At 31.4% G+C, this 20,094-nt stretch carries 14 protein-coding genes and 1 pseudogene; 12 read left to right on the top strand and 3 right to left on the bottom strand.

The features are described from left to right. Positions 1 to 450 precede the first annotated feature (450 nt). The 11 genes and pseudogenes from MK119_RS23375 (at position 451) to MK119_RS23425 (ending at position 14,648) form a co-directional block, all read left to right on the top strand. Positions 451 to 720: a hypothetical protein gene (locus tag MK119_RS23375; RefSeq protein ID WP_290684005.1), complete on the top strand. Its 270-nt coding sequence runs from the start codon at positions 451 to 453 to the stop codon at positions 718 to 720. A 211-nt stretch (positions 721 to 931) separates the two neighbouring features. Then, a pseudogene (locus MK119_RS23380) lies at positions 932 to 2,553 on the top strand (alanine/glycine:cation symporter family protein). Between the two features lie 516 nt (positions 2,554 to 3,069). Further along, on the top strand, positions 3,070 to 3,324 hold the full coding sequence (locus MK119_RS23385; RefSeq protein ID WP_290684007.1) for a carbamoyltransferase N-terminal domain-containing protein: 255 nt from the start codon (positions 3,070 to 3,072) through the stop codon (positions 3,322 to 3,324). A 253-nt stretch (positions 3,325 to 3,577) separates the two neighbouring features. Then, positions 3,578 to 3,733: a hypothetical protein gene (locus MK119_RS23390; RefSeq protein WP_290684009.1), complete on the top strand. Its 156-nt coding sequence runs from the start codon at positions 3,578 to 3,580 to the stop codon at positions 3,731 to 3,733. A gap of 119 nt (positions 3,734 to 3,852) precedes the next feature. Continuing rightward, entirely contained in the window at positions 3,853 to 4,284 is a 432-nt protein-coding gene (locus MK119_RS23395; RefSeq protein WP_290684011.1) for a LytTR family DNA-binding domain-containing protein, read from the top strand. A gap of 143 nt (positions 4,285 to 4,427) precedes the next feature. Further along, positions 4,428 to 7,394, top strand: a complete 2,967-nt coding sequence (locus MK119_RS23400) for a histidine kinase (RefSeq protein WP_290684013.1) — start codon at positions 4,428 to 4,430, stop codon at positions 7,392 to 7,394. A gap of 91 nt (positions 7,395 to 7,485) precedes the next feature. Further along, positions 7,486 to 8,238: a LytTR family DNA-binding domain-containing protein gene (locus tag MK119_RS23405; protein WP_290684015.1), complete on the top strand. Its 753-nt coding sequence runs from the start codon at positions 7,486 to 7,488 to the stop codon at positions 8,236 to 8,238. A 211-nt stretch (positions 8,239 to 8,449) separates the two neighbouring features. Next, a complete protein-coding gene (locus tag MK119_RS23410) occupies positions 8,450 to 10,993 on the top strand; it encodes a T9SS type A sorting domain-containing protein (protein WP_290684017.1) in 2,544 nt (847 codons plus the stop codon). Between the two features lie 432 nt (positions 10,994 to 11,425). Beyond that, the gene (locus MK119_RS23415; RefSeq protein ID WP_290684019.1) at positions 11,426 to 11,671 is read left to right on the top strand and encodes a hypothetical protein; all 246 of its coding nucleotides are present in this window, start codon (positions 11,426 to 11,428) and stop codon (positions 11,669 to 11,671) included. Between the two features lie 182 nt (positions 11,672 to 11,853). Continuing rightward, the gene (locus tag MK119_RS23420; protein WP_290684021.1) at positions 11,854 to 13,926 is read left to right on the top strand and encodes a tetratricopeptide repeat protein; all 2,073 of its coding nucleotides are present in this window, start codon (positions 11,854 to 11,856) and stop codon (positions 13,924 to 13,926) included. Beyond that, positions 13,923 to 14,648, top strand: a complete 726-nt coding sequence (locus tag MK119_RS23425) for a LytTR family DNA-binding domain-containing protein (protein WP_290684023.1) — start codon at positions 13,923 to 13,925, stop codon at positions 14,646 to 14,648. The genes MK119_RS23420 and MK119_RS23425 overlap by 4 nt, the downstream gene beginning before the upstream one ends. A gap of 113 nt (positions 14,649 to 14,761) precedes the next feature. On the opposite strand, the gene MK119_RS23430 is transcribed toward MK119_RS23425, so the two are convergent. Further along, on the bottom strand, positions 14,762 to 14,938 hold the full coding sequence (locus tag MK119_RS23430) for a DUF4253 domain-containing protein (RefSeq protein WP_290684025.1): 177 nt from the start codon (positions 14,936 to 14,938) through the stop codon (positions 14,762 to 14,764). A gap of 987 nt (positions 14,939 to 15,925) precedes the next feature. Between MK119_RS23430 and MK119_RS23435 the strand changes: the two genes are divergently transcribed. Next, positions 15,926 to 16,498 carry a hypothetical protein gene (locus MK119_RS23435; protein ID WP_290684027.1) on the top strand — a complete coding sequence of 191 codons (573 nt, stop codon included), beginning with the start codon at positions 15,926 to 15,928 and terminating at the stop codon, positions 16,496 to 16,498. A gap of 1,153 nt (positions 16,499 to 17,651) precedes the next feature. Here the strand turns inward: MK119_RS23435 and MK119_RS23440 are convergent. Together MK119_RS23440 and MK119_RS23445 are read right to left on the bottom strand one after the other, a co-directional pair. Further along, positions 17,652 to 19,070 carry a DASS family sodium-coupled anion symporter gene (locus tag MK119_RS23440; RefSeq protein WP_290684028.1) on the bottom strand — a complete coding sequence of 473 codons (1,419 nt, stop codon included), beginning with the start codon at positions 19,068 to 19,070 and terminating at the stop codon, positions 17,652 to 17,654. A gap of 173 nt (positions 19,071 to 19,243) precedes the next feature. After that, complete coding sequence (locus MK119_RS23445) at positions 19,244 to 19,882, bottom strand: gamma-glutamylcyclotransferase family protein (protein ID WP_290684030.1); 639 nt, start codon at positions 19,880 to 19,882, stop codon at positions 19,244 to 19,246. Between the last annotated feature and the right edge of the window lie 212 nt (positions 19,883 to 20,094).

Consider the following 20,094-nt stretch of genomic DNA (forward strand, 5'->3'; position numbering starts at 1 on the left):
CTAAAAAATCAGCATTAACAACCATTCAATACGTCAATAAGTTTATTTTCAAAAGAAATATTAACAATATTAAAATTAGCATTATATAAAATGCACAACGGGTGAATACCTATGTTTTTATACCGACCTTACGGAATTTGATAAACTAACTGATTCTTATAGACTAAATATGAATGCCATTGATATCTCAAAGGATAAAAAGTATGTGATTATTGGAGGCCGAACAAACTATTATCTTTTTTACATTTCAAGTGCATCTTGTGTGAAAAAATTCAGTTCAGGAAGTGAAAGAGGGTCTAAAGACATTAAATTTTCTCACGACTCAAAGTTAATTTACTCTCTTAGTATTGATAAATCAAATCTTAAAATTTGGAATCTAAAAGACTTAATATCATAAAACTTCATCAACTAAACTACATACAACAATGGTCATGGTAGTAAGGACCGTTAATGCCAGAAAAACTGCAACGTGACAAAGATAATTCAAGGCGTTTGGCAGGATGTAATCACGAGCAAGCTAAAAAAATCATACAGATCTTCAATCCAAAAGATGTATTTGTCTATGCAATGGGATTAGAACCTTGGTTAGAATTTATCAGTTCTTTAAAATACACTGATGAATCGCGTCCTATCGTAGAATCCAATCGTTTGTTAGATGATTGCAACCAAAGTGCAATTGTTGCGGAACGATTATTTGGAGAGAAAACAATTGAATATTAGTCAACTGCTCTTAAAAGAAAAACAAGAAGTATTAAATGTGAATACTTGAGAACTATTTACAGAATCATCTACAAGAACTTTAAAGCTTAGCTGTGTGGACGAAGAAATGATGGAAAAGAGGCGCTTTGAATCACTAAAAAATATTCTTGATTCCTAAATATTTTTAAATATTCTTTTTATATTGCTCCATATTCAAAATTAAACTTCATACATGAAAAAAACTAAGACACTACTATCGCTATTGTTCGGTTTATGCTATTCGATAAGTGCTTTTGCTCAAGACACTAACGTTGAGGAAAAAGGGATTGATGAAAAAATAAATGACTTTTTTGTTCCGATTACCGAAGTGTGGGAAAGTATAGTATTTTGGAAAGTACCAGGACTTGATATTCCATTAGTTGTAGTTTTATTGGTGCTTGGAGCAATGTTTTTTACGGTAGCATTCGGATTTATTAACTTCAGAAAAATTCCATTAGCCATCAATGTGGTTAGAGGTAAATATGACGAATTAGATGAAGCTACTGTGGAAGAGAAAGCGCAGGTTAATGTGGTTGATGGAGACATTCCTGATACAATTAGAGATGAAAGTGCAGAAGGAGAAGTTTCCCACTTTCAAGCGCTTACAACGGCGGTTTCTGGAACAGTTGGTTTAGGTAATATCGCAGGTGTTGCCTTGGCAATTGCGATTGGAGGACCAGGAGCAACGTTTTGGATGATTGTCTGTGGACTATTCAGTATGGCAACCAAGTTTGTAGAATGTACACTTGGTGTAAAATATAGAGATGTTGGTGAAGATGGATCTGTATATGGAGGTCCAATGTACTACTTATCAAAAGGTTTGGCAGAACGAAATATGAAAGGTTTCGGTAAAACCTTAGCGATCATATTTGCAATTTTATGTGTGGGAGCATCCTTCGGTGGAGGTAACGCTGTACAGTCAAACCAAGCAGCTGAGCAAATAGCAAATGTATTAGGAATTCAAGGTGGTTCTACAGGATTCATCATTGGAATTGTATTCGCAGTTGTTGTAGGTATTGTAATTATTGGAGGAATCAAAAGAATTGCTTCTGTTACAGAAAAAATTGTACCATTCATGGCAGGTATTTATGCCTTAGCATGTTTAATCGTAATCTTTGCAAACTTTTCATACATTGATGATGCGTTTGGATTAATCTTTAAAGGTGCATTTACGCCTGAAGCTGGACTTGGAGGTTTATTTGGAGTATTAATTATTGGATTCAGAAGAGCAGTATTCTCTAATGAAGCAGGAGCAGGTTCTGCTGCAATTGCACACTCTGCTGTAAAAACTAAATATCCAGCGAGTGAAGGAATTGTTGCTTTATTAGAACCATTTATCGATACAGTACTTATCTGTACAATGACAGCTTTAGTAATTATATTCTACAACAGTGGAGACGTTTTCGCTTATGGAGGTGACGGATTAGGAAATGTAATTGTAGATGGTCAAGAATTAGGAGGTGTAAACTTAACATCAATGGCCTTGAATCTGTAATTCCATGGTTCCCTTATGTATTAGCCTTTGCGGTTGTATTATTCGCAATATCTACGATGATTTCTTGGTCATACTACGGATTACAGGCTTGGAAGTATGTATTCGGAAGAGGTAAGAAAACAGAGATGGTGTACAAAATTCTATTCTTACTAGCTACGGTTATTGGTGCATCTATGTCTATGGGAGCAGTATTCGCATTCTCAGATGCCATGATTTTAGCATTGGTATTCCCGAATATGATTGGATTACTGTTGCTATTCCCGAAAGTAAGAGAAGAGTTAACACGTTACATGATAGCAATAAAAAAGTCGAAAGAATAAATATCATAATTTTTTGATAAAAATATATAGCAAATACCTAATTCAATTAGGTATTTGTTACATTTATATGGTAAATTTTTTTAACTCTTTAGTAGTTATATAGTAGTGCAAATACGTGTAGTACTATGTAGTATACGAGGCGTAAAATTAGAACGTTATCTAATAGAAAATATATTTTTAAACAATGGGCAACTATGTTTCTAAGTAAATAAAAATCTAGATATAAATACCCCAAAACCTTATTTCAGGTTTGAAGCACATTTCGTGTTTTAAATTTTCCCCCTATTACATACATATAATGTCAACGTATTGAATTTGTTGATGTTAGTTGAGTACGTTTTCCTTGTACCTACAAGTAGAGGCTTGTACAATAATACTGTTGCTAAAACAGTGTTGCATTTAAGTTATTAAGAGTACACAACAAAAAAGAGTTATTGTTATTAAATGACCAAGAGAAACAACGGAGTTTAATTTAAAAAAAATAAACCTCATATATAATATAGTAAAAAGAGAAATATGACTTTTTGTGGTATAAAAATAACGCATGATGGCGGTATTGCCCTTGTTGAAAATAATGAACTTATTTTCAGTATAGAACTTGAAAAAGTAAACAAAAACAATAGATATGCAGGTATCTTGGATCTGTCCGAAATAGAACAATTATTACAGTCAAAGGGATACGATATAAATCAGATAGATCACTTTGTAGTTGATGGTTGGCATATTGATAGAACAAAAAATACCGTCGTTAATGTTGATTCATTTTGTTGAAAATATTTTCAAACATGGAATTTTTAACAAACCTGATCATCCAGCAAAATTTCCAAAGAAATAATACAAGATTTTCTAGAAATTACCACTGAAAATAAAACCACTGGTGGTCAAAATTATAGCAGTTCAGGCATAGGAAAAGAAAATTTACAAAAGCGATTGCAATTGTTGTTTAATGATGAATATGAATTAAAACATACCGAAGAAGGTGCTACATATAAAGCATACTTAAAAATTCCTTTAAAAGCATAATGTGAAGAATTTGAAATGTTTAATAGTAGATGATGAAATACCTGCAATTCGTTTGCTAGAATCGTATGTAAAAAAAGTTTCTTTCCTTGAACTTGTCGGATCAACTTCAAACCCGATTGATGCTATCGGAATCATAGAAAAAAACCGTTGGATTTGATCTTTTTAGACAGTTAAATGCCTACTATTGCAGGAATTTAACTGTCCAAAATCATAAAAGACAAAGTAAGCATCATTTTTACCACAGCGTATCCAAAATTTGCTATAAAAAGTTATGAATTGAATGCCGTAGATTATCTATTAAAACCTTTTGAATTTGAACGGTTTTTCAGCACTATCCTAAAGGTAAAAGGCAAAAATACAGTACAAACTACCACCAACACAGACGATTTTATTTTCATAAAAACAGATGGGAAAAACAACTTTGAAAAAGTATTCATCAATGATATTTTATACATAGAAAGTTTAAAAAATCATGTGTGTATTCATACGGTGAATAGCCAAGTAATTACGTATAACACTTTGAAAAACTTTGAAAATCAATTATCAAAGGATTTGTTTGTCAAAATTCACAAATCATACATTGTGGCAATCAAAAGTATTCTGAAAACAAGAACAATTTCGGTGCAAATTAGTAACGGAAATGAATTGCCAATTGGAGAAAGTTACAAAAAGTATTTCTTCGATATTATCAATAAGTTGATGTTTTAAGCATGTTTAAAAATTGGTGTATTTTTTAGTTTTTATCAATCGTGTAAAATGTGTATTCTACAATCAAAAAGGAACCATTCACAAAAAAAATAATTGAATTCCAATCTATTTTAAGATATTTATGGAGAAATTAATTGTTTTGAATGAAAAACATTTTTGGGATACCATACATTTTAATTCTTCTATTCTTTTCTTTTTCAGAAGTAGCAGCGCAGCAACCTATGTTTATGCAGCTTACGGAAAAAGAAGACTTGCCCGATAAAGAATTTTATAATGTCTTAGAAGATGATCATGGTTTTATATGGCTTGCAGCAGACAAAGGCTTGTATCGCTATGATGGAAAAGAATTTAAGTTGTTTTCTCATCCAGACCAGGTTGGACTTTCGGTTTTTTCCTTACAAAAAGATCAAGACAATAGTATTTGGTTTACTAATTTGGCGAATCAAGTATTTTATGTGAAAGAAGATAAAATAGAATTATTTCTAAACCTAAAAAAGTACTTTTCTGGAAGCTTACCCAGAATTTATTTGCACAAGAATTTATTGATCTTATGCACCATTCGAAGCATGATCATCGTTGATAAAGAGACAAAAGAAATTCTTTTTGAAAAAAAATCAGTAGAATACTTATTCAATTCTAATGGTTTTATTCATGAAGATGCGATATGCTTTCTTGATGATAAAGGAAATTTGGTGAGCATTGACCAAAATTTTGAATTTAAACAAAGAGCAACCAAATTAAACTTCAAATCGATTAAAAGAACCATTGTATATATAGACAAAATCAGTGGTATGTATGTGGTTCTGAAAAAACACTTAAATGGGCCTGACGAGTACATTCTTTTTGAAATGAATGCTGAGAATGTAGTTAAAATTCATGCTACCACATTAATAGATAGTGAGTTGGTTCACAAAATCAGAGTCATAGGTAATGAGCTATTTGTAGCTTCAGCTTATGGAGTTTATGTCTATGGATTTGATAAAGGTAAGTTTGTTGAAAAAGAAAGGTTACTACAAAGCAAAAGTGTAAGTGATGTACTAAAAGATAGCAACGGTAATTTATGGTTTACAACCTTGTTTGAAGGAATCTATGTAGTGCCAAATCTAAAACTGAATGTAGATTTTCAAGTTCCGTATGGGAATACAATTCGAAAACTATTCAAAGGAAAATCTAACGAACTTTTTTTAGTCGGAAAACAAAAAGAATTCTATGTTTTCAATCATGATACAAATGCTATACAAGTATTCCCTAAAAATGATGTTGCCGATATAAAATATATTTTTTATGACAATCAAAAATCATTGTATTATTTACAAACAACCAAAGCTTTGGAAGAAGCAACAATTCAAAATAACAAATTTAATTTTTTTGAAAAATACTATCCAGGTGTTGTAAAAGACCATACCATTATTAACAAAGACAGTGTATTGTTAGCCGTAGGAAGCAACATTATTTTAACGACGATGAGAAATGGTTCGGATAACAAAATTAAACGCCTATACTCCGAACGTGTCCGGTCGTATTGTTGCTATTACAGTCAACAAAAAAGGTATAGTTATTTTGCTACAGTAAAAGGACTATTTGCTTTTGATGAAGATTTTAGTAAAAGTGAGATCTTATTCAACAATAAATCAATTTTTATCAAAGCAATCGTAGCTTCTGATGATGGAACTTTGTGGTGTTTGTCCTTTAAAAATGGTCTCTACCAAATCAAGAACAATCAAATCATAAAAAATATCACGGTTCAAGACGGATTACTTTCAAATCTGAATAGTTTCTTACAATATGATACGCATAATAATTTGCTATGGATTGCTGGCGAAAAAGGATTGCAACAATTTAATATCAATACAGAAATATTTCAAAATCTAACCAAAAAACAAGGAATTCCTTCCTATGAATTTACTGGTTTAGAAATGATTGATGAAAAAGTATATGTAAGTACTGCAGATAAATTATTCTCCTTCAATTCAAAAACGATCTTCAGTGAGGACAATACTCAAAAACTATTGCCGTATTTTTCTGCCGTTAGGATCAATGATAAAAACGAGGAGATTCGTACACAATACAAAATCCCATACAACAATGAAAAGGTAGAAATAGCCTTTAATACCAATGGTTTTCTATCCAATGAAACAATTACATATGAATACAGGTTGTTAGCAGGCACTACTAAAAATACGCTTTGGCAAGATGAAACTTCGGGTAGTAATAAAGTCGTTTATAACAAACTCTCAGAAGGAAATTATACCTTTCAATTAAGAGCTAAAAATGGTATTCAAAAATCAGAAATTATTGCACTTCAGTTTCAAGTAGCAGGTGTTTTTTACCAACAATGGTGGTTTTATTTGTTGGGAACTTTTGCCATTTCTTTTTTCGTTTGGTATTACTTTCACCAAAAGAATAGACGATTTCAAGAAAAGCAACAATTAGTGCTAGATAAACAAAGTAAGGAACTTGAAAATGTATTCTTAAAGCTAGAAAGTTTGCGTAGTCAAATGAATCCGCATTTTATTTTCAATGCTTTAAATTCGATTCAGGATTATATCATTCGGAATGAAAAAAAGCTCGCCCGAACGTATTTGGTGAAATTCTCTCGTTTGATACGAATGTACTTAGAACATAGTCAGCAAGATACCATTTCCCTTGAAGAAGAATTACGCGCGCTGAATTTATACTTACAGCTTGAAAAAGATCGTTTTGAAGATTCGTTCAAATATGAAATTTTAGTGGACAAAAAAATCGAAACCGAAGCTGAATGGATGCCTACGTTTTTGCTACAACCGTATGTGGAAAACGCTATTAAGCATGGACTTTTGCATAAGAAGACAGATAGAAAATTGGATGTAACTATCACAAAAGATGATAAAGACGACTCATTAATATGTATCATTGATGATAATGGAGTTGGTAGAGAAGCTTCAAATATTATCAATAATAAAAAACCATTATATCCAAAATCATTTTCTAGTGACGCGAATGAAAAACGAATTGAATTATTAAACAAAACACGAAAAAGACCAATCATTTTAGTGATAACCGATAAAAAAGATGCTGAAAACAATGCTTTGGGAACGAGAGTAACGGTGTCAATTCCTTTAGCTGAATAAAAGTTCGATTCATTTCAAAAAATAGACCATTCACTAAATAACTTCTACAAAAAGTAAATTAAATTGTAGTTTTGAGTAGTTAAAATAAGGTATGAAAGCAGTAATCATAGATGACGAAAATAAGGCAAGGAGTGTATTGCGCACTTTGATTGAAGAAGATTGCCCAGAAATTACGGAAATACAAGATGCTTCTGATTTGGTTTCTGGAGTTGCAGTAATCAAGTCATTTCTACCTGATATTGTATTTTTAGATATTGAAATGCCTGAGCATTCTGGATTGGAAATTGCCAATTTCTTCAAAGACCAACCCATTCAATTTCAAATTATTTTTACGACAGCTTACAATCAATATGCGATTGAAGCTTTGAAACTTTCCGCTATTGATTATCTATTAAAACCTATTGATAGTGATGAGTTGATACAAGCTGTTCAAAAAGCAAAAAAAGCCATTGAAGCCAATAATATCACGAACAAACTCTCTCAAATAGAAAAAACATTCAAGCAACTATCACTTAACAAAATTGCTTTAGAAGTTCCCAAAGGAATTCTATTTGTTTCTCACGAAGATATCATTTTGTTTGAAGCTGATGGAGTATACACAAAAGTGTATTTAAAAAATGGCAAAGTGGAATTGATTAGTAAAACTTTAAAGCATTTTGCCGATCAATTATTGCAAAAATCCATCTTCTACAAACCACATCGTTCCTACTTGATCAATTTAAAATATATGAGCCAATTTGTAAAAAAAGATGGTTATCATATTGTACTCGAAAATAACAAAACCATTCCTGTAGCAAGAGATAAGAAAGAAGAATTCTTGGATCTTGTTCGCCGTATTTTCTAATATACGTAGTCACTTTGAAAGTGACGACTTACAAAAACAATAATCTTTTTAACTCGCTGAAAATCAATTGAAATGCAATTGGTTTTCAACGACGTTTATTTCTGAAATTGATAATTACGATTCACTAACAAATCCATACCGTTTACTAAATAAAAAAGAAATCTGAAGCTTGAAATCTCAAATTTGTGTCACAATAACTAAACATGACATTATGAAAACAAGATTACTTTTTTTATGTTTCTTTTTGGGCTATATGCAAATACATGCACAATGGAGTCAAGTAGGAACAGCTCAGTTTACAAATTTCGCTAGCGATTCCGATTTTGCCTTTGATGCAAGTGGAAACCCATACGTTATATACAAGGATGTTGTTTCAGGAGGTTGGCCAGATGTAAAAATGTTTGATGGAACCAATTGGGTAAGCCTTGGAACTTCTGGAACTTGGGGAGCAAGTTCTGCTGAACTTTTAGCCATAGCAATCAATCCTGTAACGGATATGCCTTGGGTTGCTTGGAAAGAAGGAAGTGTAATTAAAGTATATAGCTATGACGGAACTAACTGGAATTTTGACAGTCAACCTCCATTATGGGCTCCGCAAAATGTGGCGCCACTAGAGTTTGTATTCAATTCAAGTAATGAACCTGTAATTTACTATCATAAATCTGGAGGAACGAGCTCATTACGCGACTATGTTAGAGTATTTAAGCAAGCTGCTTGGGGAGGAAATAATATTTGGAATAGTTTTTCTTCGAGTGCTATTGTAACTACGGATAGAAGAGGAGAAAGTATTCTAAATGAATTAGCACAAACTTCTAATAGTTCGCAAGTAAGAGCATTAAATGCAATTGGCGGTGTAAAGTTTACCATAAATGCTTCTAGCTTAAGTGGAAAGCGTTTCAATAAATTGTCTATGATTCAGAATTACTGGGTTGGTAATGATGTTATTAGTGGTACTTCTGGAATTTCTTTTGGAGAAGGAACAAATCAAAGTTTACCACAACCACAAAATACTGGAGGGAATACAGGAAATCACTTAAAATTAGTAGACAGAACAGTTGGGAACTTACTCTACTTAATGTATTCAGATGCTTCTAATGGATTGCAAATGCAACGTTACAATACTACAAGTTCACAATGGAGTATGTTACCAAGTTTAGGAATTAGTACTACAGGAGCAGGATTTGAAGCCGATGTAGAAGTAAATCCTGTAGACAATGCCTTATATGCCTTATACATTGATAGTGGACGATTATCAATGCAAAAATTTGAAGAAGTACCTGCGCTTAGTAAATACTATGTAAACGCAAATGTCTCAGGTGGAGATGGAAGTGGAGATTCATGGGCAAACGCGATGACAAGTGTTACAGATGCATTGAGTAGTGCAGACAATAACACCACTGAAATTTGGATAGCAGGAGGAACCTATAAACCTGGAACTGGACGATCAGACTCGTTTGTATTAGGCCTTGATGGTTTAACAATTTATGGAGGTTTTGATGGAACTGAAACTGCTATCTCAGAACGTGATATCTTAAACAATCCAACTATATTTTCAGGAGATATTAATGATGATGATACTGGAGTTGGAATGGTAAATACAACTAGAAATGACAATTCATATCATGTAGTTGACGTAGATGCTAACAACATCACACTTGATGGTATTCAAATTAATGACGGACATGCAAATGGATCTAGTACAAATGCGTATGGAGGCGCTGTTTTAATAAGAAGTACATCCGAAAATTTAACCTTCAGACATTGTGAGTTCAATCAAAATATAGGGTTAACAGGTGGTGCTATTCGTGTGTATTATAACGTAAATACTGGTATAACATTTGAAAACTGTAAGTTTTTCAATAACATCAGCCGTTATGGAAGTGGTTTGTATTTATTGGTAAATACTAGCAGAACTGTAACACTTGATATGACGAATTGCTTGTTTTATCAAAATATCTCAGTAGACCAGAATTCTTCCAATAGAGGATTTACAGGAAGTGCTCTTTGGGCACGCGCAAATACATCAGGATCTAACTTAACCACAACAATTAACAATTGTACATTTGGAAATAACTTAGATAGAGGAACAACAGCAACATCTCAATATGGTACGCTGGCACTCAGTAGAAGAACAGATGGTTCTAGTTCACATACTGCAACGATAAACAATTCCATTTTTTATTACAACGATCAAGGAGTTTCTGGAGTTACGGGAGTTTCTATAAATCCAGGTCATACTTCCTTTCCAAATACTGTTTTTGTAAACAACTCCATCAGTGAAGATAGTTTTTCAAACTTAACCTTCTTGACTAATACAAGTGGTGCTGATCCTTTATTTACAGATCCAAATAATAACGATTTTAGTTTACAAACAGGATCGCCAGCGATTGATTCTGGAGATAATACAAAAGTGCCAGCTGGGATCACATCAGATATTTTGTTCAATCAACGTATTCACAATACAACTGTAGATATGGGCGTGTATGAATTTGGAGCGTCTTCTACCTTATCAACAACTGATTTTGACGCAGATCAGGATGTAGTAACGGTCTATCCAAATCCAGTAAAAAATATGTTACACATCAATTCGACAATACATGTAGAAACAATAAAGGTATTCTCGATTAATGGACAACAACTATTACAAGCACAAGATACCAATACACTTGATGTTTCAAACTTACAGAAAGGAATATATCTGGTTCAGATAGCTTCTAAAAATGCAAGCAAAACTATCAAAGTATTAAAGCAATAATCATATTTATAAAGGTTCTAACTTCTGTTGTTAGAACCTTTTTATATGAATATTTCTACAGCTTTTCTAGTACTATTAGAGCTTTGTAGTATGACAAAAGCCAACCACTCTGCAAAATTCTTCTTTTACTTTTGGTGTTTTCTTAAAAGGCATGTCATTTACTTTCACTCGATATTAAATGATTCAATCAAATAATACAAAAACCACAATAAACAATTGATTTACAAAAAGGATCAATGTTGTAAAGTTTGTGTTATGGCAAGTGAAAATAAAATGATTTTTGTAGTATCATGCTATTGACTTTAGCGTTTGTTAATTGAAAGTTGACGCTTATTTCTTCTAATCAATCAGAAGATAACTCTCTATTATTTAATTGCTTTTGATCATGTATTTTTGAGATATACTGATTGGTATACAACCATATGTTTGAATATGTGCACATTCAACAGTAAATTAAAATTAACCAAAAGTGATATTATTAAAACTAAAAATTTAAAATCATTAAAACTTAAGAAAAACACAGTTTCTACATTTGAATACGTAGCCGTAAATGGAGGAATTAGTGGAACAGCTTGTGGTGGATCGAGAACAGCATGCGCACCACCAACAGTTGTACATACATGTCAACTTACTGATGAAATAGGATGTACCGTATCATTTGTATTATGTACTAGTTAATCGATAAAAACTTAGCTTAATTAATAAAGTAAAGGCATCACTTAGAAAATGAGTGATGTCTTTACGTGCTAATAATTATTTTAATACATTTATATGCAGCAAATGTTTCGTTTTTTAGCGAAACTTTTCTATTGATTGTATACCCAATTACTGTTGAAATAGTATCTGTTAAATCATACTTTATGAATACGCATCACAAGTACTTTTTGTTATTATTTTTTCTTTTTGCAATCAATGCTTTTGCTCAAAAAAAAGATCCAACAAAAATTTTAGACTCTCTTTTGTTACATCATCCTCAAAAGGATACGACAAGAGTCAAAATGTTATCTACCTATGTTCAGAAAATTTATTATCGAGATACTCGTAAAGCAGATTCTTTAATCAAAGAAGTTGAAAAATTATCTCAGGAAATAAATTATACGAAAGGAAAAGCAGATGCAAATTACTACAGAGGAGAAGTACAAGTGATAAAATCAGACTATAGTGCTAGTGTTGGTTCTTTTAAAAAGGCAATAGAATTGTATGAGAAAATAGGACGTAAGCCGTTTATTGCAAATTGTTTAAATCGTATTGGAGCGTCTTATTACCATCAAGGTAACTTTTCAGAAGCTTTGGAGTTTTACAATAAGTCCGCTAGCATGTGTAAAGAGATTAATAACTTGAAAGGAGCTTCTATTATTTTAAATAATATCGCTAATATTTACGCAGACCAAGGGAAATATTTTGAAGCAATAAAAAATTATAACGAGTCAAAAGAAATTAAACAGAAAATTAACTATCGCTTGGGGCTTGCAAAAACCCATACCAATTTAGGGTCCATTTATGGAGCATTAAAAGATTTTCCGCAAGCACTAGAAAATTTGAATCGCGCATTGAATATTTATGATAGTATTGAAAATAATACAAAAACTAGCGTACTATTGTTAAGTATAGGTGTCATTCATAGCGAACAAAAGCAAGTAGATTCAGCGTTAGTATATTATGAAAAAGCATTAAAATTTTATAAAAAACTAGATGATCAACGCGGAATTGCCGACTGTTTAGGTAAAATAGGAAATATCTATGCGAACCAATCTAAAAAAGAGAAGTCATTAGATTTTTTCTTTAAGTCATTAGAGATTTCAAAAAAAATAAATGATGAAAGAGGAATAGCGATGAGTTATTTAAATATAGCGCAGGTATATTATTTTGTAAAGAAATACAAGAAAGCTCTTGAGTATACGCTAAAAACAAAAGAAATAGCTGATAAGTTAAACATTCTCAAATTTCAAAAAGAAACATCTGGAATACTTTCTGCTATATACGAATATCAGGGTAAGTATGAAAAGTCGTTAGCCACCTACAAAAAATTTAAAACTTTTAATGATAGTTTGTTGAGTAAGGATGCAAATAAAAAAATTATAAAATTAGAATACGAATATAAATACAAACAAGAATTAGCTTCAGCTAACCAACGAGAATTGCGCTTAACACAGGAAGTAAAAACGACCAATCAGGATTTGGAAAAATCGCAGCGAAATTTATTATTAGGCGTGATTGCTTTTTTATTAGTTACGTTGGTGTTAGCCGCCATTATCTTTTTCTTACGATTGCGACATGTTAAAGCGAAGAATGCTAATATATTAACCGAACAAAAGCTATTGCGTTCACAAATGACACCACATTTTATCTTTAACGCTCTGTCTGTGCTACAAGGAATTATTCTAAATAAAGAACAAAAGAAATCGCTATTATATTTGTCTAAGTTTTCTAAATTATTACGTATTACTTTGGAAAATTCAAGAGATAAATTGGTATCGCTCAATCAAGAATTAATCGCAGTAGAAAATTATTTAGCACTGCATAATATAGAATCTAATCAAGCATATGATTATTCTATTGTTGTAGATGAAGTTATTGATAAATCTTTGTTTGAAATACCGCCAATGCTAATACAACCATTTATTGAAAATGCTATTGAACATGGATTCAACAAGCTTAGCGAAGATCGAAATATTGATATTGTATTGAATTATACAGATGAAGAATTGGTGTGTACTATTACCGATAATGGAATTGGAATAGATTCGCAAAAAGAAAAAAGTGAAAAACATAAAAAATCTTTGGCAACTATTATCACTTCAGAACGTTTGCGAATTTTGTCTGAAGACTCAAAAACGAAAGGAAAACTTATGATAGAAGATCGTCAAAAGTATAATTCACAAGGAACTATTGTTACCCTTATAATTCCACATAAAATACAAAAAGCCTTATGAAAGCACTTATTGTAGAAGATAAAGAATATATTAGAAAAGGCTTGTTAAACCTTTTAGAACTTGGAGAGTTTGAGGTACAAGTAGTAGGTGAGTGTGAGTCTGTAAATGAAGCCGTAATTTTGGCCAAAGCCTGCAAACCAGAACTTATTTTTTTAGATATCAACTTAACCGACGGAACTGCGTTTGATTTTTTAGAACAGTCAGAACATACTGATTTTAAAGTGATTTTTATCACTGCTTATGAGGAATACGCGCTAAAAGCCTTAAAAATGGGCGCTGTAGATTATTTGTTGAAACCTGTAGATATTGAAGAGTTAGAAATTGCTTTGCAAAAAGTTTCTGCCTTACCAATTTCAACACAAAAACAACAAATAAACGTTGTAAAAAAGGCAATTACTAAAGAAACTTCACAATTAATATTATCACTCCAAGATAGTTTCCAGGTGATTGATTTAAAAGAGCTTATGTATTGTGAATCCGACAAAGGATATACCACATTTTATTGTATTGATAAGAAAAAGTACATTGTTTCAAAAACCTTAAAAGAATTTGAAGAACGTTTGTCTAAAGCAAACTTTACCCGACCGCATCAATCGTATATTGTGAATTTAAAATTTATAGATAAATATGATAAATCAGGTGTGATTCATTTAAAAAACGGAAAAAAAATTCCTGTTTCTTCTCGACGAAAAGAAGCTTTTTTAAATACTTTTTTGGGGTAGAATTACTTTACTCTTGGAATTTTAGACGTGCTTTCGCTGTCAGAACCAAGACCGTTTAGACATGTTGAATACGTCTTGGTGATAAGCTTAGCGATGAGGAAATCTGTTTCCTATTAATCCCACCATAGCCAAAAATCTTTACTTTCATTATAGTCTGAAATCATTTCTTCCATAAAGCTATATCCTTGATCAATTACATCTGGACAAAATTCATAAACTTCGGAAGTAAATGTTTTAATATCATTCGGAAGCTTATTCATATAGGCATGAATTCTTGAAATAGCAATCACAACAAATTTGAAATTGACTTATTCATTCTATTCTTTTAAATTTTTGACAACATCGGCATTATAAATGTCATAATTCACTCCATTTATTCCTACTTGTTCAATTAATTTAAATGGATCTGCACCCTATATTAGTACAAGATCATAATAGGTATTATACGAATCGTTAAAATCCATATTCGTAAGAAATATGTAATTATTTCCCTTGATAACTTTATCATAATACTTATTGAAAATTGAAAGTACCTTTTTGTGATTTACAAATTTGAAGACTAAACCTTTAGTCAAAAAATATTGCTTTTCATTTCCTTTTTTATCATAATTCCAAACCTCTCTATTTAGTTTTATGGATTCTTTTTTGATATCATTTTTTATGTTGGCAAGCAGCTTTGTGTCATATCTAAACCATTTTTGTCAATGTCAATTAAAGTCGTATTTGAAGCAATTGCTAATTTTGATTCATTCATATTCAACTATGAAACAGTTAAAACTAGCAATAAGATGTATATTATTTTTTTCATAAGTTTTGTATGTGAAATACAGTGATAGATATGACTTTAGTTATTTCTTAAAACTACAATTTTCTTGTACGAAGTCAAAATCATTTTAGGATTTTAGCGTATGTAGTAAATAAAAAAATGCCAGTATTCCTTTCTTACCAATCAAGCTTTTTCAAATATTTCTTCAAAAGTGGCATTTATTCATTTGCATCTGGCGGAAATGGATTACCTATTTCTCTGTAAAGTAATGTTTGCTATTTTTATAATAAATCAATAATCAACAGAAAATTTCAAAAAGCCGGTTAATAGTAGTGATACATAAATTAATGCCTGCTATACTTTAATTTTTAGTTATAACAGTATCTTATAGTTTGGTCAAACCTCTTGACAATACTGTTTGTTGGGTAATTAGAGTGCCATTCATCTTATAGCAGGCAAGGCTTTTTTAGTAAACAAGATGCTTCGAAAAAAATCAAAATATAAATTAGGAATGAAAATAGTAAACTATACAATGATCGTTATTGTAATAGTAGCACTATCATTATTATCTTGTAAAAAAGAAGCAAATATACTAACTGCCAATGCAATTACTTTTGGAGAAATAGAGAAAATGATGAAGCATGAGTTTGGTGAAAATGCATACTATACTGATGTGTCTATTAGGTATTCGAAAGCTATGGGAAGTGTTGTAACAGCTACTGTTACCAATGTGCCACATTCTTTGAAAATGGAGAAATGGAATGCTACAGAAGATGTTTGGAAAAAAATATCGGATATATTTATTGAAGTCCCTTATGGAACCTTAGCTGCAGATTTTATGTTCCGACTAAACGATACTATTAACCTTTTTACACTTGGAGATCTAGCAGAAAAATCGAGTATAAAACTTAAAAACGAAAATAACATACAAAACCCTGCATTACATTTAGCTTCTATCATATTTCCTAAAAATGGTGATATCACTAAAACGGAATATTGCATTATACTAAAACCAGAAAATAGTAACAAAACATTCAGTTTTTTCTATACCATTGAAGGGAAACTGATCAAAACAGTTTCTTAATATAACAGAAAAAGTTATTTATAATATCTTCTTATTCCAAAAAAAAAGCTGCCATTCCTTTTGATATTATGTTTACCCTTTTTTGCATTTTCACAGATATTCGGTCTTAATGACAATTTTGAAAAAGTTTTAAACGATTTAAGTTACGATTTGGAACCACTAGACAATTTTGTAACATTTGCTAACATTACTAATGCCAACAATAACATAATTCTTGACAGCAATACAGAGACAGTTTTTGTAATGCAACCTAACAAAACAGACAAATGAGCAGGAAATGTAAATGGTGACGATATGGTTCAGTATTCTTGGACAAATCCAGATACTTTAAGCACCTTATCAACGGTATTGAACGATCTAGGTAACTTATATCTTAGATGATTTATATATGGACGTAACTGTTCAGTATACTGGCATAAATTTAGATCCTCCAGTCATTCTGCATGATCTACTCGGCATACAGGCAACTTTTTAAACTTTAGTACATTTCAAATAACAAAACAATTGCCAGAAAATAATTAGTATGACAAAATAGAAATTATAAGTTCTGGAAAGTATGCTGTAATCATGTCCAGTGTTTTTTGGACGCTTTAATTTTGTATTAATCGAAATTGCTCCAATAAGGATCTTTTTTGATTTTCAAATTCTTCCTGATGTATCAAAACGTTACCAATAATATGATAGCTAGATGCCAATCCAATAGAATCATTATATTTCTCAAAAATGAGCAATGCTTCAACGTAATATAGAATCGTTTATAAATAATCGGTACATCTTCGAGCGAAGATACCTAACTGTTTTAAAATTTCAACTTTCTGCATATCTGATTTATAAACATAGTGTGTAGTTTCTTTGATATTTAGTACCTTATTAAGGTATTTTATAATACGATTGAAATCTCTGTGGAGTTAATAATTTCCTAATTTGAGGTAAGTTATAATTTTTACAGAATCGTTTTGAGCTTCTGCTATTTTTTTCAAATCCTGTTAAGGTAGAATTTTTTTCCTGCTTAAAACAAGTTTTAATTTGCAAAATAAAAATCCATTAAAATACAACAATAGCTGCGCATTGAATAAAGATTTGGGTTCAGATAAATTTAATTGAAAGTCCTTACAAAAGCTAAAAGCGAATTTTAAAAGAAACAAAGTTCTTTTTAAAAAACTAATGGAATTATAAATTGGAAAAACAAGATAAGTAATACAATTGAGATAATATTCAGTAAGAATCCAGCTCGTGCCATTTGCGCTACTTTTACATGACCACTTGCAAATACAATAGCATTTGGAGGCGTTGACATTGGCAACATAAATGCACAACTTGAAGCCATTGCTACTGGAATTAATATTTGTAACTGATCAATGTTTAATCCAATAGCAACACCAGCAACCATAGGTGCAAAAATGGTAATCAATGCTACATTGCTCATCAATTCGGTCATAAATAGCATCACAGCGATTAAAATACTGCAAACTAATAAAATACTCAAAGAAGAAAAGTTATTTACAGCAACTCCAATCATATCAATAATACCAACATTTGATAATGCGCTCGCTAAAGCTAATCCACCACCAAATAACAGTAAGATTCCCCAAGGAAGCTTTTGAGTATCATCCCAAGCTAAGATATTCTTGTTGTTTTGTGTTGCTGTAAAACAGGCAAAAGCTGCAATTAAACTAATAGTGGTATCGCTTAATGCTAAATTTGGAAATAAGCTATTGATATAGTTTTTTCCAATCCAAAGAAGAATAGCAAGTATAAAAATGACCAAAACAATCACTTCTGATTTGCTTATTTTTCCTAGTTTTTTCATTTCTCCATCAATGATTTCTTTCGACTTGTCAAATGAAGCCAAATGATTTGGATACATGACTCTGGTTAAAATGTAGTAAATAAAGAACAACATAATAATGGCAAAAGGAATACCGACTAGCATCCATTTTACAAAGGAAATACTGTAATTATATTCACTTTCCATAAAACCTGCTAATACAATATTTGGAGGAGTTCCAATCAATGTAGCAATACCTCCAACATTTGCAGAATAGGCAATACCTAGCATTATGCTCAACGCAAAGTTTCTATCTTTTTTAGTAAAACCATCTTCATCATCAATAAGTAATTCAATAACAGAGTAGGCAATAGGAAGCATTACTACCGTTGTTGCCGTGTTACTGATCCACATACTTAAAAAAGCAGTGGCTAGCATAAAACCTAATATAATTTTGTTGGGGCTCGTTCCTGTAAGTTTGATGATAGATAAGGCTACACGTCTGTGTAAGTTTACCTTTTCTAAAGCTAAGGCCAATACAAATCCTCCAAAAAAGAGAAATATAATTGGATGTCCATAATTTATTGCTACTTCTTTAATAGGCATAATTCCCAATAAAGGATAAAAAGTAAGTGTGATTAATGCCGTTATTGAAATAGAAACTACTTCTGTGATCCACCATAAAACCATCCATAAAGCAACTCCAATCACTTTATCTGCTTCAGAACTGATAAGCTCGAAAGGAGAAAAGAAAAACAATAAACATATAACAGGGCCTAAAACGAGAATTAACTTTTTCTTCATAGTTGCTAAGATGATGAATCTATTTCGGAATTTTTATTACTGCAAAATATAAAAATGAAACCTTTTATATGAGAAAACGATATATTTTATGTAGAAATAGAAAAATGTCACCGTAATTGCTGCGATGACATTTTTCAATCGTTAAACTAAAAATGGTATGTATTTGTAATTGTTTATTCGATATAAATCTTATCAAATAAATCGGGTAAATTTTCTTTTAAAATTTTATCAATCTCAAATGCATTTTTGCGATACATAAACGGACGTCTTGGATAAATGCGGTCGTTTGCCCAAAAATCATTCCAACCAATGGTAGAACGAATAAAATGAATGGTATAATGATCTTCTTTGGCTTTTGGGAAACTGTTTTCAATTTCCAAGCAACCATTAATGCAAATATCTACATACGACTGTACAATTGGGTATTTTTTACTTGGAAATACATTTGGCGGCGGCACAACATTTTTAAAATTGTTCACATAAATCCAAACCGTATCGCCAGGTTCTGTAACTTTATAGTATTCTTCAAGATGTGTTACTTTTTTTCGTATGTATCCTTTTTCTCTTTCATCAGTAGCTGCTAATTCTTCCTCGGTAACCTCATAAATAACTCCATTTACATGACTTTCTCTATCTGGATAACAACCTAAATATGTTGGTGAAATACTCGCTAACGATTCAGGCATACGTGCATACCAACCACGTTGAAATCCGAATGCTATGGCAGGAAAAGCAACTTTTGCTAATGGAGCAGCTCTTAATCTTGATTCTGTTTCAATTAATGAGCCATATCCAAAGATGTAGTTTTTCATAATAATATGGTTCATAGCATTTCAAATCAAAAATAAGCTTATAACAACTATTATTTATGCGTATTTCCACGTAATTTTTAGAAAAAAACTTAATAATTATAAATATTGATGAGCTGATATAAATCATTACATAAATGATCATTCCCCCGAAATTAGGACAGTATTTTAAGTTAAAAAACACACATAAATTTACTGATATGATACGAAGAAAA

The organism is Kordia sp., assembly GCF_022447245.1.
Lineage (GTDB): Bacteria > Bacteroidota > Bacteroidia > Flavobacteriales > Flavobacteriaceae > Kordia.

Bases quoted from the DNA above. Each gene is read 5' to 3' on its own strand.
- MK119_RS23435 (WP_290684027.1), top strand. From the start codon at position 15,926: ATGAAAATAGTAAACTATACAATGATCGTTATTGTAATAGTAGCACTA.
- MK119_RS23440 (WP_290684028.1), bottom strand. From the start codon at position 19,070: ATGAAGAAAAAGTTAATTCTCGTTTTAGGCCCTGTTATATGTTTATTG.
- MK119_RS23385 (WP_290684007.1), top strand. From the start codon at position 3,070: ATGACTTTTTGTGGTATAAAAATAACGCATGATGGCGGTATTGCCCTT.
- MK119_RS23405 (WP_290684015.1), top strand. From the start codon at position 7,486: ATGAAAGCAGTAATCATAGATGACGAAAATAAGGCAAGGAGTGTATTG.
- MK119_RS23445 (WP_290684030.1), bottom strand. From the start codon at position 19,882: ATGAAAAACTACATCTTTGGATATGGCTCATTAATTGAAACAGAATCA.
- MK119_RS23425 (WP_290684023.1), top strand. From the start codon at position 13,923: ATGAAAGCACTTATTGTAGAAGATAAAGAATATATTAGAAAAGGCTTG.
- MK119_RS23415 (WP_290684019.1), top strand. From the start codon at position 11,426: ATGTGCACATTCAACAGTAAATTAAAATTAACCAAAAGTGATATTATT.
- MK119_RS23375 (WP_290684005.1), top strand. From the start codon at position 451: ATGCCAGAAAAACTGCAACGTGACAAAGATAATTCAAGGCGTTTGGCA.
- MK119_RS23410 (WP_290684017.1), top strand. From the start codon at position 8,450: ATGAAAACAAGATTACTTTTTTTATGTTTCTTTTTGGGCTATATGCAA.
- MK119_RS23400 (WP_290684013.1), top strand. From the start codon at position 4,428: ATGAAAAACATTTTTGGGATACCATACATTTTAATTCTTCTATTCTTT.
- MK119_RS23420 (WP_290684021.1), top strand. From the start codon at position 11,854: ATGAATACGCATCACAAGTACTTTTTGTTATTATTTTTTCTTTTTGCA.